This is a genomic window from Streptomyces sp. NBC_01669 (assembly GCF_026339735.1).
Lineage (GTDB): Bacteria > Actinomycetota > Actinomycetes > Streptomycetales > Streptomycetaceae > Streptomyces > Streptomyces yanii.
Genome location: NZ_JAPEQG010000001.1, coordinates 3,687,593 through 3,714,060 on the forward strand (window position 1 = coordinate 3,687,593; position 26,468 = coordinate 3,714,060).

The 26,468-nt window shown below is 71.6% G+C and carries 25 protein-coding genes; 15 read left to right on the forward strand and 10 right to left on the reverse strand.

The window, feature by feature from the left end; translation table 11 throughout:
* Positions 1-43: 43 nt before the first annotated feature.
* Positions 44-1,216, reverse strand: coding sequence for an adenylate/guanylate cyclase domain-containing protein (locus OG972_RS16215; RefSeq protein WP_266982224.1), 1,173 nt, complete (start codon positions 1,214-1,216; stop codon positions 44-46).
* 422 nt (positions 1,217-1,638) lie between these two features.
* Positions 1,639-2,505 carry a biotin--[acetyl-CoA-carboxylase] ligase gene (locus OG972_RS16220; RefSeq protein WP_266982226.1) on the reverse strand — a complete coding sequence of 289 codons (867 nt, stop codon included), beginning with the start codon at positions 2,503-2,505 and terminating at the stop codon, positions 1,639-1,641.
* 199 nt (positions 2,506-2,704) lie between these two features.
* Here OG972_RS16220 and OG972_RS16225 point away from each other — a divergent pair, with 199 nt between their 5' ends.
* The 4 genes from OG972_RS16225 (at position 2,705) to OG972_RS16240 (ending at position 5,550) form a co-directional block, all read left to right on the forward strand.
* Positions 2,705-4,288: an acyl-CoA carboxylase subunit beta gene (locus OG972_RS16225; RefSeq protein ID WP_266982227.1), complete on the forward strand. Its 1,584-nt coding sequence runs from the start codon at positions 2,705-2,707 to the stop codon at positions 4,286-4,288.
* A gap of 14 nt (positions 4,289-4,302) precedes the next feature.
* On the forward strand, positions 4,303-4,509 hold the full coding sequence (locus OG972_RS16230; protein WP_266982229.1) for an acyl-CoA carboxylase subunit epsilon: 207 nt from the start codon (positions 4,303-4,305) through the stop codon (positions 4,507-4,509).
* Between the two features lie 155 nt (positions 4,510-4,664).
* Positions 4,665-4,793: a morphogenic membrane protein MmpB gene (mmpB, locus tag OG972_RS16235; protein ID WP_266982230.1), complete on the forward strand. Its 129-nt coding sequence runs from the start codon at positions 4,665-4,667 to the stop codon at positions 4,791-4,793.
* Between the two features lie 145 nt (positions 4,794-4,938).
* Complete coding sequence (locus OG972_RS16240; RefSeq protein WP_266990520.1) at positions 4,939-5,550, forward strand: nucleoside triphosphate pyrophosphatase; 612 nt, start codon at positions 4,939-4,941, stop codon at positions 5,548-5,550.
* Positions 5,551-5,564: 14 nt separating this feature from the next.
* Here OG972_RS16240 and OG972_RS16245 read toward each other — a convergent pair whose 3' ends face one another.
* Positions 5,565-6,035: a hypothetical protein gene (locus tag OG972_RS16245; RefSeq protein WP_266982231.1), complete on the reverse strand. Its 471-nt coding sequence runs from the start codon at positions 6,033-6,035 to the stop codon at positions 5,565-5,567.
* Positions 6,036-6,447: 412 nt separating this feature from the next.
* Here OG972_RS16245 and OG972_RS16250 point away from each other — a divergent pair, with 412 nt between their 5' ends.
* Positions 6,448-8,202: a biotin carboxylase N-terminal domain-containing protein gene (locus OG972_RS16250; RefSeq protein WP_266982233.1), complete on the forward strand. Its 1,755-nt coding sequence runs from the start codon at positions 6,448-6,450 to the stop codon at positions 8,200-8,202.
* A gap of 182 nt (positions 8,203-8,384) precedes the next feature.
* Positions 8,385-8,981: a TetR/AcrR family transcriptional regulator gene (locus tag OG972_RS16255; RefSeq protein WP_266982235.1), complete on the forward strand. Its 597-nt coding sequence runs from the start codon at positions 8,385-8,387 to the stop codon at positions 8,979-8,981.
* Positions 8,982-9,139: 158 nt separating this feature from the next.
* Here OG972_RS16255 and OG972_RS16260 read toward each other — a convergent pair whose 3' ends face one another.
* Positions 9,140-10,102, reverse strand: a complete 963-nt coding sequence (locus OG972_RS16260; RefSeq protein ID WP_266982237.1) for a DeoR/GlpR family DNA-binding transcription regulator — start codon at positions 10,100-10,102, stop codon at positions 9,140-9,142.
* A gap of 177 nt (positions 10,103-10,279) precedes the next feature.
* Positions 10,280-11,719, reverse strand: coding sequence for an NAD(P)H-quinone dehydrogenase (locus tag OG972_RS16265; RefSeq protein WP_266982239.1), 1,440 nt, complete (start codon positions 11,717-11,719; stop codon positions 10,280-10,282).
* Positions 11,720-11,992: 273 nt separating this feature from the next.
* Between OG972_RS16265 and OG972_RS16270 the strand changes: the two genes are divergently transcribed.
* The 3 genes from OG972_RS16270 (at position 11,993) to OG972_RS16280 (ending at position 15,108) form a co-directional block, all read left to right on the forward strand.
* Complete coding sequence (locus OG972_RS16270) at positions 11,993-12,430, forward strand: gamma-glutamylcyclotransferase (RefSeq protein WP_266982241.1); 438 nt, start codon at positions 11,993-11,995, stop codon at positions 12,428-12,430.
* A gap of 104 nt (positions 12,431-12,534) precedes the next feature.
* Positions 12,535-13,359: a purine-nucleoside phosphorylase gene (locus tag OG972_RS16275; RefSeq protein ID WP_266982243.1), complete on the forward strand. Its 825-nt coding sequence runs from the start codon at positions 12,535-12,537 to the stop codon at positions 13,357-13,359.
* A 108-nt stretch (positions 13,360-13,467) separates the two neighbouring features.
* Positions 13,468-15,108 carry a phospho-sugar mutase gene (locus OG972_RS16280; RefSeq protein WP_266982245.1) on the forward strand — a complete coding sequence of 547 codons (1,641 nt, stop codon included), beginning with the start codon at positions 13,468-13,470 and terminating at the stop codon, positions 15,106-15,108.
* Positions 15,109-15,651: 543 nt separating this feature from the next.
* On the opposite strand, the gene OG972_RS16285 is transcribed toward OG972_RS16280, so the two are convergent.
* Positions 15,652-16,296 (reverse strand): PH domain-containing protein, encoded by a 645-nt coding sequence (locus OG972_RS16285; protein ID WP_266982247.1) that lies wholly within the window; start codon positions 16,294-16,296, stop codon positions 15,652-15,654.
* A gap of 136 nt (positions 16,297-16,432) precedes the next feature.
* On the opposite strand from OG972_RS16285, the gene deoC reads away from it, so the two are divergent.
* Genes deoC through OG972_RS16300 form a run of 3 tightly spaced genes read left to right on the forward strand, consistent with a single transcriptional unit; the run spans position 16,433 to position 19,801 of the window.
* A complete protein-coding gene (deoC, locus tag OG972_RS16290) occupies positions 16,433-17,395 on the forward strand; it encodes a deoxyribose-phosphate aldolase (RefSeq protein ID WP_266990522.1) in 963 nt (320 codons plus the stop codon).
* A 5-nt stretch (positions 17,396-17,400) separates the two neighbouring features.
* On the forward strand, positions 17,401-18,840 hold the full coding sequence (locus tag OG972_RS16295; protein ID WP_266982249.1) for an aldehyde dehydrogenase family protein: 1,440 nt from the start codon (positions 17,401-17,403) through the stop codon (positions 18,838-18,840).
* Positions 18,830-19,801: an aldehyde dehydrogenase family protein gene (locus tag OG972_RS16300; protein WP_266982250.1), complete on the forward strand. Its 972-nt coding sequence runs from the start codon at positions 18,830-18,832 to the stop codon at positions 19,799-19,801. Before OG972_RS16295 ends, OG972_RS16300 begins: the two co-directional genes overlap by 11 nt.
* Before the next feature lie 69 nt (positions 19,802-19,870).
* Here the strand turns inward: OG972_RS16300 and OG972_RS16305 are convergent, their stop codons facing one another.
* Positions 19,871-20,275, reverse strand: coding sequence for a hypothetical protein (locus OG972_RS16305; protein WP_266982252.1), 405 nt, complete (start codon positions 20,273-20,275; stop codon positions 19,871-19,873).
* A gap of 64 nt (positions 20,276-20,339) precedes the next feature.
* Here OG972_RS16305 and OG972_RS16310 point away from each other — a divergent pair, with 64 nt between their 5' ends.
* Positions 20,340-21,047, forward strand: coding sequence for a uridine kinase (locus tag OG972_RS16310; RefSeq protein WP_266982253.1), 708 nt, complete (start codon positions 20,340-20,342; stop codon positions 21,045-21,047).
* Between the two features lie 19 nt (positions 21,048-21,066).
* Here OG972_RS16310 and OG972_RS16315 read toward each other — a convergent pair whose 3' ends face one another.
* Genes OG972_RS16315 through OG972_RS16325 form a run of 3 tightly spaced genes read right to left on the reverse strand, consistent with a single transcriptional unit; the run spans position 21,067 to position 24,310 of the window.
* The gene (locus OG972_RS16315) at positions 21,067-21,843 is read right to left on the reverse strand and encodes an ABC transporter permease subunit (protein WP_266982255.1); all 777 of its coding nucleotides are present in this window, start codon (positions 21,841-21,843) and stop codon (positions 21,067-21,069) included.
* Positions 21,840-23,381 carry an ABC transporter permease subunit gene (locus tag OG972_RS16320; RefSeq protein ID WP_266982257.1) on the reverse strand — a complete coding sequence of 514 codons (1,542 nt, stop codon included), beginning with the start codon at positions 23,379-23,381 and terminating at the stop codon, positions 21,840-21,842. The genes OG972_RS16315 and OG972_RS16320 overlap by 4 nt, the downstream gene beginning before the upstream one ends.
* On the reverse strand, positions 23,378-24,310 hold the full coding sequence (locus OG972_RS16325) for an ABC transporter ATP-binding protein (protein WP_266982259.1): 933 nt from the start codon (positions 24,308-24,310) through the stop codon (positions 23,378-23,380). The genes OG972_RS16320 and OG972_RS16325 overlap by 4 nt, the downstream gene beginning before the upstream one ends.
* Before the next feature lie 145 nt (positions 24,311-24,455).
* On the opposite strand from OG972_RS16325, the gene OG972_RS16330 reads away from it, so the two are divergent.
* On the forward strand, positions 24,456-25,640 hold the full coding sequence (locus tag OG972_RS16330; RefSeq protein ID WP_266982261.1) for a sensor histidine kinase: 1,185 nt from the start codon (positions 24,456-24,458) through the stop codon (positions 25,638-25,640).
* Positions 25,637-26,356 carry a response regulator transcription factor gene (locus OG972_RS16335; protein ID WP_266982263.1) on the forward strand — a complete coding sequence of 240 codons (720 nt, stop codon included), beginning with the start codon at positions 25,637-25,639 and terminating at the stop codon, positions 26,354-26,356. The genes OG972_RS16330 and OG972_RS16335 overlap by 4 nt, the downstream gene beginning before the upstream one ends.
* Positions 26,357-26,468: the final 112 nt, after the last annotated feature.

Consider the following 26,468-nt stretch of genomic DNA (forward strand, 5'->3'; position numbering starts at 1 on the left):
GAGGGATCCTAGGGGGTGTACGCGATCGCGCCCCGGGGCGCGGTCAGGACATACCGCGCCGGGCCAGCAGCCACGGCTCCACCACGCCGAGCCCACGCACCGGCCGCTGCCACATCGGCTGCAGCCCGTACCGGTACTTCGGCACGGCCAGCGGCTCCACGCCGTTCTCGCGCTCCTTCTCGGCCGCCGCGGCCTCCTCCGCCGCCTGCGCCTCGGAGGCCGGGGCGTCGCCCGTACGCGTCAGCTCCTCCGCGAACGCGCCGTCCACCAGCACGGCGTCCTTGGGCGCTATCGAGGTGAGCCGGCTGGCGAGGTTCACCGTCGTGCCGAAGACATCGCCCATCCGGGTCGTGACGGTGCCGAAGGCGATGCCGACGCGGAGCGCGGGCATCGTCTCGTCCTGGGCCATCGCCTCTATCAGGCGCAGCGCGATCTCGGCCGCCGTGCCCGCGTCGTCGGCGGCGAAGAGGACCTCGTCACCGAGAGTCTTGATGAGCCGGCCGCCGTGCGCGGCGACCAGGTCGGCGCAGGTCGTCTCGAACGACTCGACGAGCTCGCCGAGCTCCTCCTCCTCCAGCCGCCGGGTCAGCCGGGTGAAGCCGACCAGGTCCGCGAAGCCGACGGCGAGCCTGCGGTCCACCATCTCGTCGTCGTCGGCCGCCTGCACCACCCGGCCGGTCGCGGCGGCGAGCTGGCGCCGCCAGACATAGATGAGGAACTCCTCCAGCTCCGGCAGGAGCAGCTCCACCAGGGGATACGTGACCTCGGTGCGGGTCATGCCGGGCTCGGGCGGCTCGGTCAGCCCCTCCAGGAAGGAATCGATCTGCCATTCCGCCAGCCGGGCGGTGGTCTGCCCGGTGGACCGGGCGACCTGCACCGCCATGGGCTCGCTGAGCAGTCCCGCCTCCACGAGTCCCGCGAGCCGCCGCAGCGCGAGCACGTCCGCCTCGGTCAGCGCCTTCGCCTGCCCGATGTCGGCGAACCCCATGGCACGCCAGAACCGCGACGCCAGGTCCATCGAGACACCGGCGGTACGGGCCGCCTGGAACGGGGTGTAGCGGCGGTCCGCCCCCAGGATCAGCTGTTCCAGCCGGATCGCGAGGGGATCGTCGGTCGGTTCCGCCGTGTGGTCGACTTCGTGATGCGGCGTCGCGTGGACCGAGGGTTCCGATGGGGGCTCCGCGCCCGCGCCGGAGCTCGTGTCGTCGACGGTCACCAGCCGCCTCCTGCCCGTTCCCTGCGCACTGCCCTGCCGATCTGTCGGTGGATCGCCTCAACGATACGGCAGGTGTGCGCTACCTCACTAAGTGAGGGCGCCCTGGTACGGGACCGGCCCGGGGCCGGGGGCGTGGGGGTTCGCTCCCCGGCGGGTGGTTCCCACCGGGACGGCCGGACCGGGCACCCCCGTACGGGGCCGGGCCGGAAGCTCGTGGTGGCTGCGGGTGGTGGGCCACGGCGCCCCCCGTACGTGGCGGGGGCGCCATGGGACCGGGCCGTCCACGCGGCGCGCGGGTGCCGCCGGTGGGCGCTCCGGCAAGGTCCAGTGCCGTGACCGGCCATGTTTGCCCCATGAGGAGCGTCGTCCGGTGCGTGCGGTCGCAAGGCGGCCGGAAGTCCTCGAGCTTGCCGGGAGGGGCACTAGGTGAGACCGCCCTCCGCGCCCCTCAGGTGGACGATGTCGCCCGCCGACACCGGTTCCTGGAGGCCTTCGTCGGTGGACAGGATCAGGCGGCCGTCGCCGTCGATCGCCACCGCCTCACCGGTGAGGGAACGGTCGCCGGGGAGCTGGGCGCGTACCGTCCGCCCCAGCGTCGCGCAGCCCGCCGCGTACGCCGCCTGGAGGCCGCTCTCCGCCGCGTCGCCGTCGGCCGCGCGCCATTCCTCGTACCAGTGCTCCAGCGAGCGCAGCACGCCCCGCAGCAGCGTCTCCCGGTCGGTGGAGACCGCTCCGGCCAGGGCGAGGGAGGCGGCGTTGGGGGCGGGGAGCTCGTCCGCGTGCAGGGAGACGTTGACGCCGATACCGACCACGACGCCGTTCGCGGCGCGCTCGGCCAGGATGCCGCCCGCCTTCCGCTCCTCGCCCGCCACCGTGACCAGCAGGTCGTTCGGCCATTTCAGCGCCATGTCGACGCCCGCCGCCTTGGCCAGGCCGGTCGCCGCCGCGACACCGGCGAGCAACGGCAGCCAGCCCCAGCGATGGACCGGTACGCCGTCGCCGGGCGTCAGGTAGACGGAGAAGAACAGGCCGGAGCGGGCGGGCGCCGTCCAGGTCCGGTCGAGGCGGCCTCGGCCCGCGGTCTGTTCCTCGGCGATCAGGACCGTGCCCTCGGTGAGTTCCGCGGCCCGTCCCGCGAGGTCGGAGTTGGTGGAACCGGTCGTGTCCACGACGTCGAGTGAGGTCCACAGTCCGCCGGGCCGCAGCAGTCCGCGGCGCAGCGCGGGGACGTTCAGGGGCGGCCGGTCCAGGTCCGACCAGCGGTTCTGTGACGCATCCGGAGGTGTCATGCAAGCCACCCTAGGTGTGGCAAACGACGCACTGCCGAACGGTATCCGCGCCGATACGCTACGGATCAGTAGCCATTCAGTACCTTCGGCAGCTGCCCGGCCGGCCGTCCCCACGCACACATCGCGCACCCGGCCGCGCACGCAGCCGTAGAACCCACCAGTCAGTCGTCCCCGTGACCAGGCAGGGAGCCGCCACCCGATGTCCGAGCCGGAAGAGATCGACATCCACACCACCGCGGGCAAGATCGCGGACCTGCAGCGCCGTATCGACGAGGCGACACACGCCGGTTCCGCACGCGCGGTCGAAAAGCAGCACGCCAAGGGCAAGTTGACCGCCCGCGAGCGGGTCGATCTCCTGCTCGACGAGGGCTCCTTCGTGGAGCTCGACGAATTCGCCCGGCACCGCTCCACCAACTTCGGCATCGAGAAGAACCGCCCGTACGGAGACGGTGTCGTCACCGGCTACGGCACGGTCGACGGCCGCCCCGTCTGCGTGTATTCGCAGGACTTCACCATCTTCGGCGGCTCGCTCGGCGAGGTCTACGGTGAGAAAATCGTCAAGGTGATGGACTTCGCGCTGAAGACCGGCTGCCCGGTCATCGGCATCAACGACGGCGGCGGCGCACGGATCCAGGAGGGTGTGGCCGCGCTCGGTCTGTTCGCCGAGATCTTCCGCCGCAATGTGCTCGCCTCGGGTGTCGTCCCGCAGATCTCGCTGATCGTCGGACCGTGCGCCGGTGGCGCGGTCTACTCCCCCGCGATCACCGACTTCACCGTCATGGTCGACCAGACCTCGCACATGTTCATCACGGGTCCCGACGTCATCAAGACGGTGACCGGTGAGGACGTCGGCTTCGAGGAGCTGGGCGGCGCCCGTACGCACAACACCACCTCGGGTGTGGCGCATCACATGGCGGGGGACGAGAAGGACGCCATCGAGTACGTCAAGTCGCTGCTGTCCTACCTCCCGTCGAACAACCTCTCCGAGGCGCCCGCCTTCCCGGAGGAGGCGGATCTCACGGTGACCGACGAGGACCGTGAGCTCGACACCCTCATCCCGGACTCGGCGAACCAGCCGTACGACATGCACACCGCCATCGAGCATGTGCTGGACGACGGCGAGTTCCTGGAGACGCAGGCCCTGTTCGCGCCGAACATCATCACCGGTTTCGGGCGTGTCGAGGGCTACCCCGTCGGCATCGTCGCCAACCAGCCGATGCAGTTCGCGGGCTGTCTGGACATCAACGCGAGCGAGAAGGCCGCACGCTTCGTCCGTACCTGCGACGCGTTCAACGTGCCCGTGCTGACCTTCGTCGACGTCCCCGGCTTCCTGCCCGGCGTCGACCAGGAGTACGGCGGCATCATCCGGCGCGGCGCCAAGCTGATCTACGCGTACGCGGAGGCGACCGTCCCGCTGATCACGGTGATCACCCGCAAGGCGTTCGGCGGCGCGTACGACGTCATGGGCTCCAAGCACCTGGGCGCCGACATCAACCTCGCCTGGCCGACCGCACAGATCGCGGTGATGGGCGCGCAGGGTGCTGTGAACATCCTGCACCGCCGCACGATCGCGGCCGCCGAGGATCAGGAGGCGACCCGCGCCGAGCTGATCGCCGACTACGAGGACGCGCTGCTCAACCCGTACGTGGCGGCCGAACGCGGCTACGTGGACGCGGTGATCATGCCGTCCGACACCCGGGCACACGTGGTGAAGGGGCTGCGCCAGCTGCGCACGAAGCGGGAATCCCTGCCCCCGAAGAAGCACGGCAACATCCCCCTCTAGAAAGGGTCCTGACCATGATCAAGGTCGTACGGGGCAACCCGACCCCGGAGGAGCTGGCCGCCGCACTGGCAGTGGTCCAGGCGCGCGCCGCGGCGACGGCCGCTGTGTCGTCCGGCGCGCCCGCGCTGCCCGAACAGTGGTCCGACCCGGGCCGCATCGCCCGCCGGGAGCGCCACCGGCCCGGCCCGCGGGCCTGGGCGCGCACGTACTGGCCGGGGTAGCCGTCCGGCCGCACGGTGTCCTCGGAGGCCCGAAACCCGCCACGGGGGTTCGGGCCTCCGCCGTGCGGCCGCGGAACGATCTGGTCCGTACGCACCAGGGCGGCTGAGTACCCGTACTCAGGCGCCGCGGGGGCGGCCGCAGCAGGATCGGGACCATGCTGTGGTCCGACCCCGAGAACAAGCCCCCGAAAGAGCTGCGCGACGCCCAGGACATGATGCGGCGCGTCTGGCTGGTGCTTGCGCTCGCCATGGTCGTCGCGATGCTGGCGCTCGGCACGCGCTGACGCCGTGGGCGCTCGGTGCCGCGGCGCGCTTCATGGCGACGGATGCCCGGTGGTGCGGCGCGTGCCGCAGTCGTGGGCGCTCGGCGCCGTGGCGTGCGCCGAGGCCGTGGATGCGTGGTACTGCGCCGCGCCGGGCCCTTCTACGATGGCCGGTATGACTGATCAGCGCCGTCTCGTGCTCGCCTCCGCCTCCCCCGCCCGTCTCGGCCTGCTGCGCCAGGCCGGCTTCGCACCCGAGGTGATCGTCAGCGGTGTGGACGAGGACGCGCTGACCGCCCCGACGCCGGGCGAGCTGGCGCTCGTCCTCGCCGAGGCGAAGGCCGCCGCCGTGGCCGGCCGTCCGGAGGCCGCGGGGGCCCTGGTCGTCGGGTGCGACTCGGTCCTCGAACTCGACGGCGAGGCGCTCGGGAAGCCGGTCGACAGCGAGGACGCCACCGCCCGCTGGAAGTCCATGCGCGGCCGGTCCGGGATCCTGCAGACGGGCCACAGCGTGATCGACACGGCGACCGGGCGTACGGCGTCCGCGACGGCGTCCACCGTCGTCCGGTTCGGTGAGCCCACGGATGCCGAGATCGCCGCCTACGTCGCCTCGGGCGAGCCGCTCCATGTCGCGGGCGCCTTCACACTGGACGGGCGCTCGGCACCGTTCGTCGACTCCATCGAGGGCGACCACGGCAATGTCATCGGGCTCTCGCTGCCGCTGCTGCGCCGGCTCCTGGGCGAACTGGGTTTCTCCGTCACCGACTTGTGGGTCTGACGCGCGCGGGCGGGTCACGCGGGCGCCGGAGCGCCCTCTTCGGCGTCGCCGCCGTTCCCGTCCGCCTCGCCGTCACGCTTCTCGCGCACGGTCCCGTACGCCACCAGAGTCAGCACGATCAGTCCGAGCACGACCATCATGAAGGCGAACGCGGCCCAGCCGACCAGCCCCACGGTCAGCGCGCCCAGCACCCCGTGCACCACGGCGCAGCTGATCAGGGCGAACCGGCCGACCCGGCCGAGGGCCCGGTCACGGATGCCGGTCAGCAGCAGGACGAGACCGCACAGCAGCAGATAGAGGCCGGCGACGCCGCCCATCGCCCATGCTCCGGCGGACATGGCGGCGGGATCGAGTCCGGCCAGCGACATCTCCTGGTTGTCGACGACCGTCGCCAGGATGCCGTTGACGAGCACCATGCCCGCGGCTTCCACGAACAGCACGATCGCGGCCACGAAAGCCACCGGTCTGCGCACCACGGCGCTCACCCCCTGTTACCTGCAGTACGTGCGATAGCGCGGACCCTACTAACGGGTAATCCTTCGGACAAGAGTTCAGACCGCCCTGCCTGCCTCTTTCCGCACCCGGACATGGATCACACTCGGCACACGGACTCCGCGTTGTCGCGCCCCTCGTGCGTCGCGCAAAGAAAACCCCGCCCGTTAGTAGGTATTCCACAAAGAAACGCCAGGAGCTGTCGTTCCTGCGAACAGAGACCTGGACCACACCTCGTGGCTACTGTGCGGTCATGAAACCCGGCGTACCGTGGTGCCACAAGGGATTTCGCGCTTCGAGCAGGCCTCGAATCACGCTCCGTGTGGGCAAGCTCACCAATGGGGACGGGTCGTAAGGCCGTGTCGGTAGTCCCTAAACTCAGCTTGTTTCAAGGAGGGAGCCATCGTGCGCAAGGTGCTCATCGCCAATCGTGGCGAAATTGCTGTCCGTGTTGCTCGGGCATGCCGGGATGCCGGGATCGGGAGCGTGGCCGTCTACGCCGACCCGGACCGGGACGCTCTGCATGTGCGTGCGGCCGACGAGGCATTCGCTCTGGGCGGTGACACCCCGGCCGCCAGCTATCTGGACATGGCCAAGGTGCTGCAGGCTGCCAAGGACTCGGGGGCGGACGCGATCCACCCGGGCTACGGCTTCCTGTCGGAGAACGCCGAGTTCGCCCAGGCCGTGCTGGACGCCGGGCTGACCTGGATCGGTCCGCCGCCGCAGGCGATCCGCGACCTGGGCGACAAGGTCGCCGCCCGGCACATCGCGCAGCGTGCCGGTGCGCCGCTGGTCGCCGGCACCCCGGACCCGGTGTCGGGTTCCGCGGAGGTTGTGGAGTTCGCCGAGCAGCACGGGCTGCCGATCGCGATCAAGGCGGCGTTCGGCGGTGGCGGTCGCGGGCTGAAGGTGGCCCGGACGTTGGAGGAGATCCCGGAGCTGTACGACTCCGCGGTCCGTGAGGCGGTCGCGGCGTTCGGGCGCGGGGAGTGCTTCGTGGAGCGCTACCTCGACAAGCCGCGGCATGTGGAGACGCAGTGCCTGGCCGACTCCCACGGCAACGTCGTCGTCGTGTCGACGCGTGACTGCTCGCTGCAGCGCCGTCACCAGAAGCTGGTGGAGGAGGCTCCCGCGCCGTTCCTGTCCCAGGCGCAGAACGCGGAGCTGTACGCGGCGTCGAAGGCGATCCTGAAGGAGGCCGGGTACGTCGGTGCGGGGACCGTGGAGTTCCTGGTCGGTGTGGACGGCACGATCTCGTTCCTGGAGGTCAACACCCGTCTGCAGGTCGAGCACCCGGTGACCGAGGAGGTCAGCGGTATCGACCTGGTCCGGGAGATGTTCCGGATCGCGGACGGCGAGAAGCTCGGTTACGACGACCCGGCGGTGCGCGGGCACTCGTTCGAGTTCCGGATCAACGGTGAGGACCCGGGCCGCGGCTTCCTGCCCGCCCCGGGCACGGTGACGGTGTTCGCCCCGCCGACCGGTCCGGGTGTCCGCCTGGACGCGGGCGTCGAGTCCGGCTCGGTGATCGGTCCGGCGTGGGACTCGCTGCTGGCCAAACTCATCGTGACCGGTGCCACGCGTGAGCAGGCGCTGCAGCGGGCGGCGCGCGCGCTGGCCGAGTTCAACGTCGAGGGCATGGCCACCGCGATCCCGTTCCACCGCGCGGTCGTCACCGACCCGGCGTTCACCAGCGACCCGTTCCGCGTCCACACCCGCTGGATCGAGACCGAGTTCGTCAACGAGATCAAGCCCTTCGCCGCTCCCGCCGACGCGGAGGCGGAGGAGGACACGGGCCGCGAGACGGTCGTCGTCGAGGTCGGCGGCAAGCGTCTCGAGGTCTCCCTGCCCTCCTCGCTGGGCATGAGCCTGGCCCGCACCGGACTCGCCGCGGGCGCCAAGCCCAAGCGCCGCGCGGCGAAGAAGACCGGCTCCGCGGTCTCCGGCGACACCCTCGCCTCACCCATGCAGGGCACCATCGTCAAGATCGCCGTCGAGGAGGGCCAGCAGGTCCAGGAAGGCGACCTGATCGTCGTCCTCGAAGCCATGAAGATGGAACAGCCCCTCAACGCCCACCGCGCCGGAACGATCAAGGGTCTGACCGCCGAGGTCGGCGGCTCGGTCTCGTCCGGCGCCGTGATCTGCGAGATCAAGGACTGATCCGCCGATCCGTGCCGGGGCCCCTGCGGAGTCGTACGAACGACTCCGCAGGGGCCCTTGTCGTCTGCCGGCTCCGTCCCGGTGTCGCGGCGGGTTCCGGTCCGGCCCCGACCATGGGAGGAGGCCTACGTCTACGCAATGGCATCCTGGACCCCGGGGGCGGAAGAAGGGAGGACTGCGCAATGGCGATGAGCACGGCACAGACGCCGGGCCGGCCCATGCGCGCCGACGCGCGGCGCAACTACGACCGGTTGCTGTGCGAGGCCCGTACGGCGTTCGCGGAGCACGGCACCGATGCCTCGCTGGAGGACATCGCGCGCCGGGCGGGCGTGGGGATCGGCACGCTGTACCGGCACTTCCCGAACCGGCACGCGCTGATGAGCGCAGTGTTCCAGGAAGCAGTCGCCTCACTGCTCGCCCGCTCCCACGACCTGGCGAAGGCCGATCCGTGCGGGGGCCTGGTGGACTGGCTCGGCGCGATCATCACCCATGCGGGTGAGTACCGCGGGCTCGCGCAGGCACTCATGTCGACGTCGCGGGACGAGACTTCGGCCCTGTCCGACTGCAACGTGCCGCTGCGCGAGGCGGGGGCACGGCTGCTCGCACGGGCGCAGGCGACTGGGACGGTACGGGCGGACGTGTCGATCGGCGACCTGATGCAGCTGACGAATGCGATCGCGCTGGCGGCGGAGCAGGCGCCGGAGGATCCGGCGCTGGCCGGGCGACTGCTGACGCTGACGTTGCAGGGGCTGAAGGGGCCGCGGGCGGCGACGGGCTGAGACTGCTCCTCAATCGCCTGAGGGGCCGGGTTCCGTCGGCCCCATCAAGCCCGTCCGGCACTTGAGCGCTGGGGTTCGGGGCAGCGCCCCGACAGGCTCTCAGAGTGCCCGGCAGTAGGCAGCGCGGGCGACGCCGCGAAGCCTACTGCCGGGCACTCTCAGCGGCGCCGGAGGTCCGCCACGCGAGCCCGGTCGCCCGGGGACTGGTCCGTCAGGGCCGAAGCCGCGCTGCGCAGTTGTGGCCCCGGACCGCCATGCGTGCGCCGCTGACCGGGCAGGGGCATGTCGCGGCGCGCCTGGCGCCCCGACGAGTGGGAGTCGGCCCCGACCGGCCCCATCCCCGCCCCGGCCACCACGATCTGTACGCCCTGGTCGGCCAGCGCCTGCAACTCGGTGGCGGACCGCTCGTCGTGGGCCTGAGGTTCGTCCGTCACCAGACGGGTGATCAGGTCCGTGGGCACCGTCTGGAACATCGTGTCGGAGCCGAGCTTGGTGTGGTCCGCCAGGACCACCACCTCCGCGGCGGCCTGCACCAACGCCCGGTCGACGCTCGCCGAGAGCATGTTGGACGTGGACAGCCCCCGTTCCGCGGTGAGTCCGCTCCCGGACAGGAACGCGCGCGACACCCGCAGCCCCTGGAGCGACTGCTCCGCACCGCTGCCCACCAGGGCGTAGTTGGAACCGCGCAGGGTGCCTCCGGTCATCACCACCTCCACCCGGTTGGCGTGGGCCAACGCCTGGGCGACCAGCAGTGAGTTGGTGACGACGGTCAGGCCGGGGATCCGCGCGAGCCGGCGGGCCAGCTCCTGCGTGGTCGTGCCTGCTCCGACCACAATGGCCTCGCCCTCTTCGACGAGACCGGCGGCCAGGTCGGCGATGGCCGTCTTCTCCGCGGTGGCGAGATGGGATTTCTGCGGAAAGCCGGACTCCCGCGTAAAACCGCCCGGCAAAACCGCACCGCCGTGCCGGCGGTCGAGGAGTCCTTCTGCCTCCAGTGCCCGCACGTCCCGCCGTACGGTCACTTCGGAGGTCTGGACGACGCGGGCGAGCTCACGGAGCGATACCGCCCCGTTGGCGCGCACCATTTCGAGGATCAACTGACGACGTTCTGCAGCGAACACGAAACTGACAGTAACGTGACCACCCGAGAGTTTTCAGCAGTTTGCGCCGAATAACAGAAGTTGTACACACAAGGGGCCGCCAAGTGATATAGGCGGCCCCGATGTTGTTCCCTGCTGATCGTCCGACGGCCTCCCGCTCGCCTGAGTTGCCAGGGGTTGCCGGGGAATGCCGGGTTCCTACGCCTCGCCGGCCCGCTTCCGGGTGTGCAACTGCCGTGCCACTTCTGCGATCGATCCCGACAGGGACGGGTACACAGTGAAAGCGTTTGCGATCTGTTCCACCGTCAGATTGTTGTCCACCGCGATCGAGATGGGGTGGATCAGCTCGCTGGCCCGCGGCGCGACGACACAGCCGCCGACCACGATGCCGGTGCCGGGCCGGCAGAGGATCTTGACGAAGCCGTCCCGGATGCCCTGCATCTTGGCGCGCGGGTTGCGCAGCAGCGGCAGCTTCACCACACGTGCGTCGATCGCGCCGGAGTCGACGTCCGCCTGCGTGTAGCCGACGGTGGCGATCTCCGGGTCGGTGAAGACGTTCGAGGAGACGGTCTTCAGATTCAGCGGGGCCACCGCGTCACCGAGGAAGTGGTACATCGCGATCCGGCCCTGCATCGCGGCGACCGAGGCCAGGGCGAAGATGCCGGTGACGTCGCCGGCCGCGTACACGCCGGGGGCGCTGGTGCGGGAGACCTTGTCGGTCCAGATGTGGCCGGAATCCTTGAGCCGGACCCCGGCCTCCTCCAGTCCCATGCCCGCGCTGTTCGGGATCGCGCCGACCGCCATCAGACAGTGCGAACCGGTGATCACGCGGCCGTCGGCGAGGGTGACCTCGACCCGGTCGCCGACCCGCTTCGCCGCCTGGGCGCGCGAGCGCGCCATGACGTTCATGCCGCGGCGCCGGAAGACGTCCTCCAGCACGGCGGCTGCGTCCGGGTCCTCGCCCGGCAGCACCCGGTCGCGGGACGAGACGAGCGTGACGCGGGAGCCGAGTGCCTGGTAGGCGCCGGCGAACTCGGCACCGGTGACACCGGAGCCGACCACGATGAGCTCCTCGGGGAGCTCGTCGAGGTCGTAGACCTGGGTCCAGTTCAGAATGCGCTCGCCGTCGGGGAGCGCGTCCGGGATCTCCCGGGGGTGGCCGCCGGTCGCGATCAGCACGGCGTCGGCGGTGAGCCTCTCCTCCGTACCGTCGGCCGCGGTCACGACGACCGTGCGGGAGCCGTCGGCGGCCTGGAGGCCCTCCAGACGCCCGCGGCCACGCATCACCCGGGCCCCCGCACGGGTGACGGAGGCGGTGATGTCGTGGGACTGGGCGAGCGCCAGGCGCTTCACCCGTCGGTTGACCTTGCCGAGGTCGACGCCGACCACTCGCGCCGCCTGCTCGATGTGCGGCGTGTCGTCGGCGACGATGATGCCCAACTCCTCGTACGAAGAGTCGAAGGTGGTCATCACCTCTGCCGTCGCGATCAGGGTCTTGGAGGGCACGCAGTCGGTGAGTACCGACGCGCCGCCGAGGCCGTCGCAGTCGACGACGGTCACCTCCGCGCCGAGCTGGGCGCCCACCAGTGCCGCCTCGTAGCCGCCGGGTCCGCCGCCGATGATCACGATCCGGGTCACAAAAAGTCCGCCTCGCGTATGTCATCCCGCGGCCGTCTGCCGCCCCGGCCGGGGGTCCGGGGGATCACCCCGGGGGTATGCAGTACGTACTCCATTGTCCCGCACGCGCCAACATGCTTCGCCCCGGGGCCCTCCATACGGGAGCCAGGACGGCGAAAGGGGCGCGGCGAGGACCCCTCACCGAGGCCTCCACGGGTTCTCCTCGGAGGCGCCGCCGGGGTCTTCCTCACAGGAATCGCCGCTCCTGGGGTCACCTCCCGTACCCTCGACCCCATGTCGCTCTACGCCGCGTACGCCGGCAACCTCGACGCGCGGCTGATGACGCGCCGCGCACCGCATTCCCCGCTGCGCGGCACGGGCTGGCTCAACGGCTGGCGGCTGACCTTCGGCGGGGAGCAGATGGGCTGGGAAGGCGCGCTGGCCACAGTGGTGGAGGCGCCGCGCTCGCAGGTCTTCGTGGCGCTGTACGACATCGCACCGATGGACGAGGACTCCATGGACCGCTGGGAGGGTGTCGGCCTCGACATCTACCGGCGGATGCGGGTCCGGGTGCACACCCTGGACGGCGAGGAGCCGGCCTGGATGTACGTGCTGAACGGGTACGAGGGCGGGCTGCCGTCCGCCCGCTACCTGGGCGAGATCGCGGACGCCGCCGAGTCGGCGGGCGCACCGCACGACTATGTGATGGAGCTGCGCAAACACCCCTGCTGAGGCCGCGCCGCTGCCCGGTTCTGTGTGAAAGTACAAAGAGTCGCGTGGAGACTCTACGCAGGGGCATCTACGCGCGTAGGGAATCACCGGCTACCCTCATCCGCGTGAACGCATCTGTTATTCCGGACAACATCCAGGGCGACCCGCACGCCGCCGCTGCCGACGCCGCTGCCCGCCTGCGCGAGCTGACCGGTGCCGAGACCCACGACGTCGCCCTCGTGATGGGTTCCGGCTGGGCACCTGCGGGCGACGCGCTCGGCACTCCGGAGGCCGAGTTCCCGGTGACCGAACTTCCCGGCTTCCCGGCACCCGCCGTCCAGGGCCACGGCGGCACGATCCGCTCGTACCGGCTCGGCGAGAAGCGCGCCCTGGTCTTCCTCGGCCGCACGCACTTCTACGAGGGCCGCGGCGTCGCCGCCGTCGCGCACGGGGTCCGTACCGCTGTCGCCGCGGGCTGCAAGACCGTCGTCCTGACGAACGGCTGCGGCGGTCTGCGCGAGGGCATGCGCCCCGGGCAGCCGGTCCTGATCAGCGACCACATCAACCTGACCGCGGCGTCCCCGATCGTCGGCGCCAACTTCGTCGACCTGACCGACCTGTACTCGCCGCGGCTGCGCGCGCTGTGCAAGGAGGTCGACGACACCCTCGAAGAGGGCGTGTACGTGCAGTTCCCCGGCCCGCACTACGAGACCCCGGCCGAGATCAACATGGTCCGGGTGATGGGCGGCGACCTGGTCGGCATGTCCACGGTGCTCGAAGCCATTGCCGCGCGGGAGGCGGGGGCGGAGGTGCTGGGCATCTCGCTCGTCACGAATCTGGCTGCCGGGCTGAGCGGGGAGCCGCTGAACCACGAAGAGGTACTGCAGGCAGGACGGGACTCGGCGACCCGGATGGGGTCGTTGCTCGCGCGGGTGCTCGAGCGCATCTGACCGGGCGTCGCCCTGCGGCGGGCGGTTTCTGCCGCCCGGGACGGCCCCGCGCGGCGTGCCACCCACCCGCACCCGGAAAACACCTCACCCCGCAGAAAGGCGGACACCGTGCAGCAGGACCTCATCACGCAGGCCAGGACCTGGCTCGCCGAGGACCCCGACCCCGAGACCCGCGACGAGCTCGCCAAGCTCATCGACGCCGAGGACCTCGACGCGCTCGCCGCACGGTTCGCCGGCACGCTGCAGTTCGGTACCGCCGGGCTCCGCGGTGAGCTGGGGGCCGGTCCGATGCGGATGAACCGGTCCGTCGTCATCCGCGCCGCCGCCGGGCTCGCCGCCTATCTGAAGGCGAAGGGGCAGACCGACGGCACGGTCGTCATCGGGTACGACGCCCGGTACAAGTCCGCCGACTTCGCCCGCGACACCGCGGCCGTGATGACGGGTGCGGGTCTGCGCGCGGCGGTCCTCCCCCGCCCGCTCCCGACCCCCGTCCTGGCGTATGCGATACGTCACCTGGGCGCCGTCGCGGGCGTCGAGGTGACCGCGAGCCACAATCCGCCGCGCGACAACGGCTACAAGGTCTATCTGGGCGACGGCTCGCAGATCGTGCCCCCGGCGGACGGGGAGATCGCCGACGCGATCGCCGCGGTCGGCCCGCTGGCCGGCGTGGACCGGCCGGAGAGCGGCTGGGAGATCCTCGGCGACGAGGTCCTGGACGCCTATCTGGCCCGCACGGACGCGGTGCTCGACGCCGGGTCCCCGCGTACCGCCCAGGTCGTGTACACCGCCATGCACGGTGTCGGCACGTCCGTCCTGACCGCAGCCTTCGCCCGCGCCGGGTTCCCGGAGCCGGTACTCGTCGCCGAGCAGGCCGAGCCCGACCCGGCGTTCCCCACCGTCGCGTTCCCGAACCCGGAGGAGCCGGGGGCGATGGATCTCGCGTTCGCCACCGCCCGGCGCGCGCACCCGGACATCGTCATCGCCAATGACCCGGACGCGGACCGCTGCGCCGTCGCCGTCCCGGACCCGTCCGCGGACGGCGGCTGGCGGATGCTGCGCGGCGACGAGGTCGGCGCGCTGCTCGCCGCCCATCTGGTCGCCCGCGGTGCCACCGGTGTCTTCGCCGAGTCGATCGTGTCGTCGTCGCTGCTCGGCCGGATCGCCGAGAAGGCGGGGAACGGGTACGAGGAGACGCTGACCGGCTTCAAGTGGATCGCCCGCGTCGACGGCCTGCGGTACGGGTACGAGGAGGCGCTCGGCTACTGCGTCGACCCCGACGGCGTACGTGACAAGGACGGCATCACGGCCGCACTGCTCGTCGCCGAGCTGGCCTCCGTGCTCAAGGAGCAGGGGCGCACGCTCCTCGATCTCCTCGACGACATCGCGGTCGAGCACGGGCTGCACGCCACCGACCAGCTCTCGGTCCGGGTGGAGGACCTGTCGGTCATCGCGGACGCCATGCGGCGGCTGCGCGAGGCCCCGCCGACCGCGCTCGCGGGGCTCGCCGTCACCTCGGCCGAGGATCTGTCGGAGGGCACGGAACAGTTGCCGCCCACCGACGGACTCCGCTACCACCTGGAGGGTGCCCGGGTGATCGTCCGGCCGAGCGGCACCGAGCCGAAGCTCAAGTGCTACCTGGAGGTCGTGGTGCCGGTCGGTTCGGCGGACGACCTGCCCACCGCGCGGGCCAAGGGCGCCGAACTCCTCGCGGGGATCACGAGGGATCTGTCGGCGGCCGCCGGCATCTGAGCACAAGCGCCCCTTCGTACGTGCGGAGGAATCGGGTACGTCAGTTGCCGCAGCCTTCCGCCGCCTTCCCGGTCATCGGCTCTGGCCGGGAAAGGGTTGGCCCGGTGTCCCCGCACCGAGCCGTCCCCGCTGTCCCGATTGTCCCCACCTCCCGTGCCGCGCAGCCGCCGGCCACGGGAGGCGGTGGCGCAGAGGGCCGGGCCCTGCGGTCCCGGACGCCGCGCCCGCCCTGGCCGACTGCGCCGCCGTACGCCTGCTCGGGCGGCTGGTGCTCACCCGGTGGTCCGTCTCAAGGGCAACTGTCGTCGTGCGCCCGCCGGCGATGAGCAGGACAGCCCTCAGAGCCTGTCGGGTGACCTTCGATCGGATAGCGGACGCGGTCTGGTGCGTGCGATTCCAAGGCGGCGGGATGTCCTCGGATGGGGTCTCCCCTGCTCGAACGAAGCTGAGAGCTCGGGGAAGGAGCTACGAGGATATTTCGGCAACGCGGGAAGCGCGCGTGCCAGGGCGTGGCCGCCCGATCAGAGGTCACCCGACAGGCTCTCAGCCCAGCGCCAGCAGTACCACCAGCAGCACAGCCCCTGCGACCGACGGCGCAATCACCTCGTACGCCCACCGCACGACGACCGCCTCGGCGCCACCGGCGCCACCCGCGCCGCCCCCACCCTGCTCAGCCATCTCGCGCAGATCCGCCACTGCCTGGTCCGCCCCAGCAATCCGCGCCTTCGTGTCCCGCACATCCGCATGCACCGACGTGCGCCGGTACGGATCGTCCTGCGACTGGCGCGACTGCTGCCGTGCCGCCTTCTTGCGCTGCCGCAGCGACACCGGCACCGCCCACAGCTGGTACTTCGCGCCGTCCTGGGTGAACAGCTCGGTGGAGTACCCGGCCCGCACGTCCGCGACCGCCGGCCACGGCGCCGTGATCGTCCGGAACGGGTTACGGATCCGGATCCGCTCCTTGTTCACCGACACGACCGGTCGCAGCGTGAACGCGACGATCAGTGGCACGGCCGTCAGCAGTCCGGCCAGGGCGAGCCACGGCGTCCGCCCGTCACCCCTGATCAGGGCATCCACGCCGAGCCAGCCGACCAGCAGGATCAGCAGGGCGCCGCCCACCATCCCGGCGGGCGACCGGAAGGTCCGGTCGGCGTAGGTCGGCTCGGTGGGAGGTGTGGGACTCGTCATGAGGCCGATTCTGCCTGACGTGCGGGAGCCCTGCCGGAGCGGCCACCCCGCACCCGCACGGGCACTGCGCTCCACGCCGGTAACCCCTCCCCCCTGTACAGGCCGCTACGCGCGTAGATATGCTCATCTGGTGACCATGCCCACCACTGCACCCGCATTCTCCGACGCCACCGCGTCCGACGGTGCGCTGCGCCGCTTCCTGCACGGGCTGCCCGGCGTCGACGCCGTCGGCCTCGAAGCGCGCGCCGCGTCCCTCGGAACCCGTTCGATCAAGACGACGGCCAAGGCGTACGCCATCGACCTCGCCATCTCGATGATCGACCTGACGACGCTGGAAGGCGCGGACACCCCGGGCAAGGTCCGGGCTCTCGCCGCCAAGGCCGTCAATCCCGACCCGACCGACCGCACGACCCCGCACACCGCCGCGGTCTGCGTCTATCCCGACATGGCGGCGACGGCCGCTGCCGCGCTGGCCGGTTCCGGCGTGAAGGTGGCGTCCGTCGCGACGGCCTTCCCCGCCGGGCGCGCCGCGCTCGACGTGAAGCTCGCGGACGTCCGCGACGCCGTGGCCGCCGGGGCCGACGAGATCGACATGGTGATCGACCGGGGCGCCTTCCTCTCCGGCCACTACCTCAAGGTGTACGAGGAGATCCTCGCCGTAAAGGCCGAGTGCGCCCGTGCCGACGGCACCGACGCCCGCCTCAAGGTCATCTTCGAGACCGGCGAGCTGTCCACCTACGACAACATCCGCCGCGCCTCCTGGCTCGGCATGCTGGCGGGCGCGGACTTCATCAAGACGTCGACCGGCAAGGTCGGGACCAACGCCACGCCCGCGAACACCCTGCTGATGCTGGAGGCCGTGCGCGACTTCCGGGAGCAGACCGGGGTGCAGATCGGCGTGAAGCCCGCCGGCGGCATCCGCACTTCCAAGGACGCGATCAAGTTCCTCGTCCTGGTCAACGAGACCGTCGGCGAGGACTGGCTGGACAACCACTGGTTCCGCTTCGGCGCCTCCAGCCTGCTGAACGACCTGCTGATGCAGCGTCAGAAGCTCAGCACCGGCCGTTACTCCGGCCCCGATTACGTGACGGTGGACTGATCCCCATGGCATCTGCATTCGAGTACGCACCCGCCCCCGAGTCGCGGTCGGTCGTCGACATCGCACCGTCGTACGGCCTGTTCATCGACGGCGAGTTCACCGACGCGGCCGACGGCAAGGTCTTCAAGACGGTCTCCCCGTCGTCCGAGGAGGTCCTCTCCGAGGTCGCGCAGGCCGGCGCCGCGGACGTCGACCGGGCCGTGAAGGCGGCCCGCAAGGCGTTCGAGAAGTGGTCGGCGCTGCCGGGCTCCGAGCGTGCCAAGTACCTGTTCCGGATCGCCCGGATCATTCAGGAGCGCTCCCGCGAGCTCGCCGTCCTCGAAACCCTCGACAACGGCAAGCCGATCAAGGAGACCCGCGACGCGGACCTCCCGCTGGTCGCGGCGCACTTCTTCTACTACGCGGGCTGGGCCGACAAGCTCGACCACGCGGGCTACGGCGCGAACCCCCGCCCGCTCGGCGTCGCGGGCCAGGTCATCCCGTGGAACTTCCCGCTGCTGATGCTGGCCTGGAAGATCGCCCCGGCGCTCGCCACCGGCAACACCGTGGTCCTGAAGCCCGCCGAGACGACCCCGCTCTCCGCGCTCTTCTTCGCGGACATCTGCCGCCAGGCGGGCCTGCCGAAGGGTGTCGTGAACATCCTCACCGGGTACGGGGACGCGGGCGCGGCCCTCGTCCAGCACCCGGACGTCGACAAGGTCGCCTTCACCGGCTCGACGGCGGTCGGCAAGGCGATCGCCCGCCAGGTCGCCGGTACGGACAAGAAGGTCACCCTGGAGCTGGGCGGCAAGGGCGCGAACATCGTCTTCGACGACGCCCCGATCGACCAGGCCGTCGAAGGCATCGTCACCGGCATCTTCTTCAACCAGGGCCAGGTCTGCTGCGCGGGCTCGCGCCTCCTCGTCCAGGAGTCGATCCAGGACGAGTTGCTGGACTCCTTGAAGCGCCGGCTGTCCACGCTGCGCCTCGGCGACCCGCTGGACAAGAACACCGACATCGGCGCGATCAACTCCCAGGAGCAGCTCTCCCGGATCACGGCGCTGGTCGAGACGGGCGAGGCGGAGGGCGCCGAACGCTGGTCGGCCCCCTGCGATCTCCCGTCGTCCGGCTACTGGTTCGCCCCGACGCTGTTCACGAACGTCACCCAGGCGCACACCATCGCCCGCGACGAGATCTTCGGCCCGGTGCTGTCCGTCCTGTCGTTCCGTACACCGGACGAGGCGGTCGCCAAGGCCAACAACAGCCAGTACGGCCTGTCGGCCGGCATCTGGACGGAGAAGGGCTCCCGCATCCTCGCGGTGGCGAACAAGCTCCGGGCGGGCGTCGTCTGGGCCAACACGTTCAACAAGTTCGACCCGACCTCGCCGTTCGGCGGTTACAAGGAGTCGGGCTTCGGCCGCGAAGGCGGCCGTCACGGCCTGGAGGCGTACCTCGATGTCCGATAACCGTCTGAGTGTCTTCAAGACCTACAAGCTGTACGTCGGGGGCAAGTTCCCCCGCTCCGAGAGCGGCCGGGTGTACGAGGTGACGGCGAAGACATCTGCCGCTGACGCGGCGGGCAAGGGCACGTGGCTGGCGAACGCCCCGCAGGCCTCCCGCAAGGACGCACGGGACGCGGTCGTGGCTGCCCGCAAGGCGTTCGGCGGCTGGTCGGGCGCGACGGCGTACAACCGCGGCCAGATCCTCTACCGCATCGCGGAGATGCTGGAGGGCCGCAAGCACCAGTTCGTACGGGAAGTGGCGGACGCGGAAGGGCTGTCGAAGTCCAAGGCGGCGGCCGTCGTGGACGCGGCGATCGACCGCTGGGTCTGGTACGCGGGCTGGACCGACAAGATCGGCCAGATCGTGGGCGGGGCGAACCCGGTCGCGGGCCCGTTCTTCAACCTGTCCACGCCCGAGCCGACGGGCGTGGTCGCGGTCGTCGCGCCGCAGAAGTCGTCGTTCCTGGGCCTGGTCTCCGTCGTCGCGCCGGTGATCGCGACCGGCAACACGGCGGTCGTCATCGCGTCCGCCGACGCCCCGCTCCCGGCGCTGTCCCTGGGCGAGGTGCTGGCCACCTCCGACCTGCCGGGCGGTGTGGTGAACATCCTGTCCGGGAAGACGGCGGAGCTCGCGGCCCCGCTCGCGTCCCACCAGGACGTGAACGCGATCGATCTCACGGGCGCCGACGCCGATCTGGCGAAGGAGCTGGAGATCGCGGCAGCGGACAACCTGAAGCGAGTTCTCCGCCCACCCGTCTCCCGCCACCACCCCGAGAAGGAAGCGCAGAGCTCCGATCGTCCACAGGCTGTGGACGGAGACGACTGGTCGGCCGACCCGGGCACGCACCGCCTGACGGCCTTCCTGGAGACCAAGACGGTCTGGCACCCCACGGGCGCGCTCGGCGTCTCGGGTTCCTCCTACTGACCGACGCGACTGCGGCCCGCCCCTCCGGCAACACTGCGGAGGGGCGGGCCGCAGCCCTGTGTGCGGGGATCAGCCGTGCGCCGGCCCCGTCACCTGCCCCACCAACGGCAGGTCGTTCAGCGCACCACCGCCGCTCAGCGGTTCGGTGACGATGCCCGTGGTGACCGGCTTGAAGTCGCCGATCTGTGTCCCCACCCCGTTGGCCAGCGGGTCCACACCCGTCTTGGCCAGCGGGTCGAGCTGAAGGTTCGTGACCGGAGAGACCCCGTGCCCGAGCGCCCCGGTCACCGCGCCCCCAGTCGCCTCACCGACCGCGTCGAGACTGCTGTCGGCGCCCGAGGCCGGAGCGATGGGCAGCGGCGCCGCGTGGGCCGCCGCACCCCCCGCACCGAGCGCGGCGCCCATCGCGGTGACGGTCAGACCTGCGCGCAGCAGCGCGCGGCGCCGGGACCTGGAAAGTGCATGACGTGCCATGGAATTCCCACCTGATCGATACCGATCGAGTAATCATCTGTACGCGTAGAGTAGTTGAGGTGTGATGCTGGATACCAACACGGGCACCGGGGGATCCCCTGCGCGGGACGATGCCTCACACTCGTGTCCTGTGAGTTCCCAACCGATCCCGACCCGCGTCGTGCTGCTCGCGGGCCCCTCCGGCTCCGGCAAGTCCTCCCTGGCCGCCCGCACCGACCTCCCGGTGCTGCGCCTGGACGACTTCTACAAGGAGGGCGACGACCCCACACTGCCGCTGGTCCCGGGCAGTTCGGACATCGACTGGGACTCCGCACAGTCCTGGGACGCGGACGCGGCGGTCGCCGCCATCACGGAGCTGTGCCGCACGGGGCGTACGAACGTCCCGGTGTACGACATCGCCACCAGCTCCCGGATCGACCGCGAGGCGCTCCACATCGAGCGGACGCCGCTTTTCGTGGCCGAGGGCGTCTTCGCGGCGGACATAGTCGAGCGATGCCAGGAACTGGGTGTCCTGGCGGACGCGCTGTGCCTGCGCGGCCGCCCGACGACGACGTTCCGGCGCCGGCTGCTGCGGGATCTGCGCGAGGGCCGCAAGTCCGTGCCGTTCCTGCTGCGACGGGGGTGGCGGCTGATGCGCGCGGAGCGGCGGATCGTGGCACGGCAGACGGCGCTGGGCGCTCACCCCTGCGGGAAGCAGGAGGCGCTCGGGCGCCTGGCGGCGGCTGCGGCAGGGCGGTGCCGCCGGGCACCGGTGGCGCGCGAGGTGGCGTAGCCGGTCCGGCGCCGGGGGCTCACACGTCCCGAAGCCTCAGGACCAGTCCCCCTCCCAGGAGCGCGGCCACGGCCCATCCCGCGAGCACTCCCAGCCCTGCCCACGGCCCGATGGGCAGGCTGTCGGCACCGGTCGTCGACTGAATGGCGAGCCCCGCCGTCATCGGGGCGATCTGCTGCAGGTGACGGTGCCAGTCCGGGTCGGTGACCAGCTGCGTGAGGATCGGGAGGACGAAGAGCAGGCCGAGTACGACGCCGACCGCCGCCGCCGGGTCCCGGACCGCGGTGGCGGTGCCGAGGGCCAGCAGGGCGATCAGCACCAGGTACAGCACCGACCCGGCCGCCGCGCGCAGCGTCGGACCGTCGGCCGGGGCCGGCATCGCCTGGCCCTGCGCCGTCGTGAAACCGTTGCCCGGCAGGATCAGCCCCGCCGCCAGCAGGCATCCGAACACCGCGACCGCCCCGGCGACCAGCACCACCCCTGTGAGGACGACCGACTTCGCGGCCAGGACCGTGGACCGGCGCGGTGTCGCCATCAGCGTCGTGCGCATCATCCCCGTGCTGTACTCGCCGCTGATCACCAGCACGGCCAGGACGGCGACGACCGTCTGCCCCACATGGATCCCGGCCAGACTGAGCCTGGCGACGTCCTGGTGACAGCCCGTCGACGGGCACTCGGCGGCGGCAGCCGTCGCGGCACTGACCGCCACCGTGAGCACGACAAGGGCAAGGAGCAGCCACCCCGGGGCCGTCACGGTGCGCAGCTTCGTCCACTCCGCGTGCAGGGTCTGCTTCATGCGTCCCTCCGGCGCATCATGAACACCGCCGCGCCCAGCGCGACAGCCGTCCACCCGCACAGCACCGCGAATCCGCCCCAGGGCGGCAGCGGGAAGTAGCCGAAGGCCGGTGTGTAGTCGCTGTCCACCTGCGCGTACTGCGGCATGTTCTGCTGAATGGCGAAGCCCGCTGCCGGGGTGACACGCAGGAGCCACTGCGAGGGCCCCGCGGGCAGGATCGAGGCGGTCGCGAGGATGTACGGCAGGACGATCGCCGCGAACACCAGGGTGACCGCCCCGGCGCTGCGCCGCAGTACGGTGCCGACGGCCATGGCGAGCACCGCGGTGACCGCGAGCAGGGCCGCCGTACCGGCGACCACCCGCAGCTCCGTGAGCGAGCCGACCGGGAAGTCGAAGCCGCCGGGGCGCACCAGCCATTCACCGAGCAGCACCGCCGCCGCCGCGGCGGGCAGCCCGGCCGCAAAGGTCACGGCGGCGAGGACGACGGCTTTCGCGGCCGGCGCCCTGCCCCGCCGCGGGCTCGCCATGAGGGTGGTGCGGATCAGTCCGCGCCGGTACTCCGCGGTGATGAACGTCACCCCGACGACGATCACCAGGATCAGCCCGACGAACGTGCCGGCCAGGCTGCGCTCGATGGTCTGACCGCCCGCGGTCATGGGGCCGCCCACGGCCGGTGCGATGTCGCCGGACCCGGTGACGGTGAACGTGTCGTCCGCCCGGCGGAACGTGCCGTCCGACGCGAAGTCATCGGCGGGTCCGCCCATCTGCTCGCCGTGCCACGCCGCGTCCCCGGACTCCGTGCCGCTGAGAGCGACGTGGTCGAAGACCCCGGTGGCCCGGGTGGGCGCCCCGCGGTTGCTCAGCCCGCCGAACTTCTGGCTCGTCGACTCCGTGGCGGGTGGCGAGGCGGCGAACATCCCGGCCTGCACCTGCGACGGCAGTCCGGTCAGGCGTGCGGTGCCGACCGCGGTCCAGCGCGCCCCGTCGGCCGACCGGTAGCCGGTCACCGTGTCCCCGGTCCGGGTCAGCCGCAGCCAGTGCGGGGACGCGGCGGAGACGGTGCCGGGCGCACCGGCTGTGTCGTGCGTGTAGTTGTGCTGCATCCGCACGCCGTGCCCCGCGGTGGCCATGACGGCCGCGTATGCCGACCCCGCCCGGTCGCCCGCCTTCAGGACGATCCCCGCCTTCGCCCACGGCGGCAGCCCGCCCTTCGCACCCTCCGGGGCCAGCGACGTGATCCGTACGGTGATGCTGCCGTCCCCGGTCAGCGGCTGGTGCACGAAGTAGAACCGGTCCGTCACGGCCTCGCCGCCCGGACCCCTGGCACCGGTGCAGGGCTGGTTCGGATCCTCGCAGGTGGGCCGCTCGGTGTGGGCGCCGATCAGCCCGATCAGTACGATCACCAGCGCCGCGGCCGCGAGTCCGGCGACCCAGCCCCGTACCGTACGGAACTTGGTCCACTCGGCCCGCAGTTGCTGAGCGAACCCGGCGTGCACAGCCGGCGTCCCGGAGCGGTACGACGTCGTGGTCAGGGTCATCGGGCCGGCTCCTCGGCCGCCGCGGCGCGGAACTCGACCGCGTCCCGGGTGAGTTCCATGTACGCCTCCTCCAGTGTCGCGCGGTGCGCGGACACTTCGGAGAACGGCACCCCGCTCTCACCGAGCAGCGTCACGACGTGCTCCGCCGCCAGCCCGGAGACGGTGAGGGTGTCGCGGTCGGTGGCCGCCACGGTGGCTCCGGCGTACGCAAGCGCCGTCATCGCCTCCGACCGTGCCGAGGTCCGCAGCGTGACCCGGTCGCCGGACGCGGTCCCGATCAGCTCGCGCACGCTGGTGTCGGCGATGACCCTGCCGCGTCCGACCACCACCAGATGGTCGGCGGTGTCCTGCAGTTCGCTCATCAGGTGGCTGGACAGCAGCACCGCCCGGCCCTGTGCGGCCAGCGCACGCTGGAAGTCGCGCATCCACACGATGCCTTCCGGGTCCAGGCCGTTGAACGGCTCGTCCAGCATGATCACCGGCGGGTCGCCGAGCAGTGCGGCGGCGATCCCGAGGCGCTGCCGCATGCCGAGCGAGAAGCCCGCCGTCCGGCGCCCGGCGACCGGCCCCAGACCGGCCTGCTCGATGACGTCGTCGACCCGCCGCGCGCCGAGGCCCTGCGAGTGGGCCAGCCACAGCAGATGGTTGCGGGCGGTCCGGCCCGGCTGCAGTGCGGCGGCGTCCAGCAGCGCCCCGATGTGGTTCAGCGGGTTCCGCAGGTTCCGGTACGGCTGACCTCCGATCAGCGCTGTGCCCTCGTCGGCCGTGTCCAGACCGAGGATGACCCGCATCGTGGTGGACTTGCCGGCGCCGTTGGGGCCGACGAAACCGGTGACCTGTCCGGGCCTGACGGTGAACGTCATCCCGTCCAGTGCGGTGGTCGGCCCGTAGCGCTTGCGCAGGCCGGTGACTTCCACGGTTGCTTCCATGTCCGGCAGGCTAGGCAGCCCGGTGCCCCGCGGTCGTCACGCCGGACAGCGACTTCTGCCCTCCCTGACACGAGGGATGTCCGGTGCCACGGGTCCCTCATGAGAGGGATGCCGGGGTGCGTCACCTGCGGCAAGAATGACGGACGTGGACGAGCACCGGTGGAACGGACGGGCCGAGCGGGGGCGGCGCATCGGCGCCGGCCCCCGTACGCCTGCCGTGGCCGGGGCGGTCCTGGCGCTGCTCGCGGTGACCCAGTCGTTCGCGCGGACGGCGGACAGCGGCGTGACGGTCCGGTTCGGCCTGCTCATCGGCCTGCTCGCGCTGGCCACCACGCTGCCCTCGGCGTTTTTGAGTCCTGCCGCGGCCGCCGCGTCGGTCACTGCGGCAACCGTGCTGTCGCTGGCCCCGTTCCGCTCGCTGACCGTCGCGGGGCTCTGCGCCCAGCTGATCGTCCTGCACCGGCTGGGCCGTGCGGGCTCACCGCGGTCGGCGGCGCTCCTCGCCATGCCGTTCCTGCCGCTCGCCCTCGCCCGGATCGCCCCGGCGCACTCCGAAACCGGCGTCCTCACCGTGCTGCTGGCCTCGCTCGCCCCGGTCGCGGCGTGGGCGGGCATCGCCCGCCGGGCTCGCGACGAGGCACTCACCCACAGCGCCGCGCACCGGGCGATGACCAGCACCCTGCTCGAACACACGGCACGCGGCGAACGCGCCCGGATCGCCCGCGAGTTGCACGACGTCGTCGCCCATCACATATCCATGATCGCCGTCCAGGCGGAGACGGCCCGGCTGACCACCCCCGGGATGCCCGCCGCCGGTGCGCAGCGGCTGTCGTCGATCGGCGACACCGCGCGGGCGGCGCTGACCGAGATGCGCCGGCTGCTCGGCGTCCTGCGCGAGGACACCGGGTCCGATACGGCCGACCGGCAGCCGCAGCCGGGCCTGCGACAACTGGTCGACCTGCTCGACGAGGCCCGGGACGCGTCCGGGACGGGCACCCGCCTCATCGTCCGCGGCCGGCAGGCGGCGCTCGACCCGGGCGTCGAGCTCGCCGCATACCGCATCGTCCAGGAAGCCCTCACCAACGCCCGGCGGCACGCACCGGGCGCCGCCGTCGACGTGGAACTGCACTACACCGCCGGCACCCTCGCCCTGCGCATCCGCGACAACGGCCCGGGCCCGCCGCCCGCGCCGCCCGCGGGCGGCCACGGACTGTCCGGCATGCGCGAGCGTGCCGCCGCGGTCGGCGGCGAACTGCGCACCGGCCCCGCGCCCGGCGGCGGCTTCCTCGTCGAGACCGTACTGCCGACCCACGCGGAGACCACCGGATGAGCACCGAGCCACAGCCCGCCGTACGGATCGTCGTCGCCGACGACCACCAGGTCGTCCGCACGGGCTTCGCCGCCCTGCTGGACACGCAGCCGGACTTCACCGTCGTCGGCACGGCGTGCGACGGCGCCGAGGCGGTACGGACGTGCGCCGGTCTCCGGCCCGACGTGGTCCTCATGGACGTACGGATGCCGGGCACGAACGGCATCGAAGCGACGAGACAACTGGCCGCGTCGGGCCCGGACGGCCCCCGCATCCTCATCCTGACCACGTTCGACCTGGACGAGTACGTGTACGACGCGCTGCGCGCCGGAGCCAGCGGCTTCCTGCTCAAGGACGTCACCGCGGAGCGGCTCTTCGACGCGGTGCGCGTCATCGCGGCCGGCCAGGCCCTGCTGGCTCCGACGGTCACCCGCCGCCTGATCAGCGAATTCGCCACCCAGCACCGCACGCCGGACCCCGTACCCGCGGCGGTGCTCGCAGCACTCACCCGCCGGGAGACCGAGGTCCTGCGCCTGGTGGCGGAGGGCCTGTCCAACCCGGAGGTCGCGACGCGCCTGCTGATCACGGAGGAGACGGTGAAAACACACGTCAGCCGAATCCTGGCCAAACTGGCCCTGCGCGACCGCACCCAGGCGGTGGTGACGGCCTACGAATCGGGCCTGGTCGTCCCGGGCTCCCGGGGCAGAACCCCGGATCCGAGGCCGTCGCGCGATTGAGGAGCGGGGTCCGGGGCAGAGCCCCGCGAGACCCCCTGCCTCCCCGCACCCGCACTGTCCCGGACGCACCGCAGGGCCGGACAGGACCCCCCGGCCCATCCGACCCCGCTGC

What these genes read in the sequence shown, in the direction of transcription:
- OG972_RS16220 (WP_266982226.1), bottom strand. Translation starts at nt 2,505, where the DNA reads ATGACACCTCCGGATGCGTCACAGAACCGCTGGTCGGACCTGGACCGG.
- OG972_RS16230 (WP_266982229.1), top strand. Translation starts at nt 4,303, where the DNA reads ATGATCAAGGTCGTACGGGGCAACCCGACCCCGGAGGAGCTGGCCGCC.
- deoC (WP_266990522.1), top strand. Translation starts at nt 16,433, where the DNA reads ATGCCCACCACTGCACCCGCATTCTCCGACGCCACCGCGTCCGACGGT.
- OG972_RS16255 (WP_266982235.1), top strand. Translation starts at nt 8,385, where the DNA reads ATGGCGATGAGCACGGCACAGACGCCGGGCCGGCCCATGCGCGCCGAC.
- OG972_RS16310 (WP_266982253.1), top strand. Translation starts at nt 20,340, where the DNA reads ATGCTGGATACCAACACGGGCACCGGGGGATCCCCTGCGCGGGACGAT.
- OG972_RS16240 (WP_266990520.1), top strand. Translation starts at nt 4,939, where the DNA reads ATGGCCGGTATGACTGATCAGCGCCGTCTCGTGCTCGCCTCCGCCTCC.
- OG972_RS16225 (WP_266982227.1), top strand. Translation starts at nt 2,705, where the DNA reads ATGTCCGAGCCGGAAGAGATCGACATCCACACCACCGCGGGCAAGATC.
- OG972_RS16285 (WP_266982247.1), bottom strand. Translation starts at nt 16,296, where the DNA reads ATGACGAGTCCCACACCTCCCACCGAGCCGACCTACGCCGACCGGACC.
- OG972_RS16295 (WP_266982249.1), top strand. Translation starts at nt 17,401, where the DNA reads ATGGCATCTGCATTCGAGTACGCACCCGCCCCCGAGTCGCGGTCGGTC.
- mmpB (WP_266982230.1), top strand. Translation starts at nt 4,665, where the DNA reads ATGCTGTGGTCCGACCCCGAGAACAAGCCCCCGAAAGAGCTGCGCGAC.
- OG972_RS16270 (WP_266982241.1), top strand. Translation starts at nt 11,993, where the DNA reads ATGTCGCTCTACGCCGCGTACGCCGGCAACCTCGACGCGCGGCTGATG.
- OG972_RS16315 (WP_266982255.1), bottom strand. Translation starts at nt 21,843, where the DNA reads ATGAAGCAGACCCTGCACGCGGAGTGGACGAAGCTGCGCACCGTGACG.
- OG972_RS16320 (WP_266982257.1), bottom strand. Translation starts at nt 23,381, where the DNA reads ATGACCCTGACCACGACGTCGTACCGCTCCGGGACGCCGGCTGTGCAC.
- OG972_RS16335 (WP_266982263.1), top strand. Translation starts at nt 25,637, where the DNA reads ATGAGCACCGAGCCACAGCCCGCCGTACGGATCGTCGTCGCCGACGAC.
- OG972_RS16300 (WP_266982250.1), top strand. Translation starts at nt 18,830, where the DNA reads ATGTCCGATAACCGTCTGAGTGTCTTCAAGACCTACAAGCTGTACGTC.
- OG972_RS16305 (WP_266982252.1), bottom strand. Translation starts at nt 20,275, where the DNA reads ATGGCACGTCATGCACTTTCCAGGTCCCGGCGCCGCGCGCTGCTGCGC.
- OG972_RS16325 (WP_266982259.1), bottom strand. Translation starts at nt 24,310, where the DNA reads ATGGAAGCAACCGTGGAAGTCACCGGCCTGCGCAAGCGCTACGGGCCG.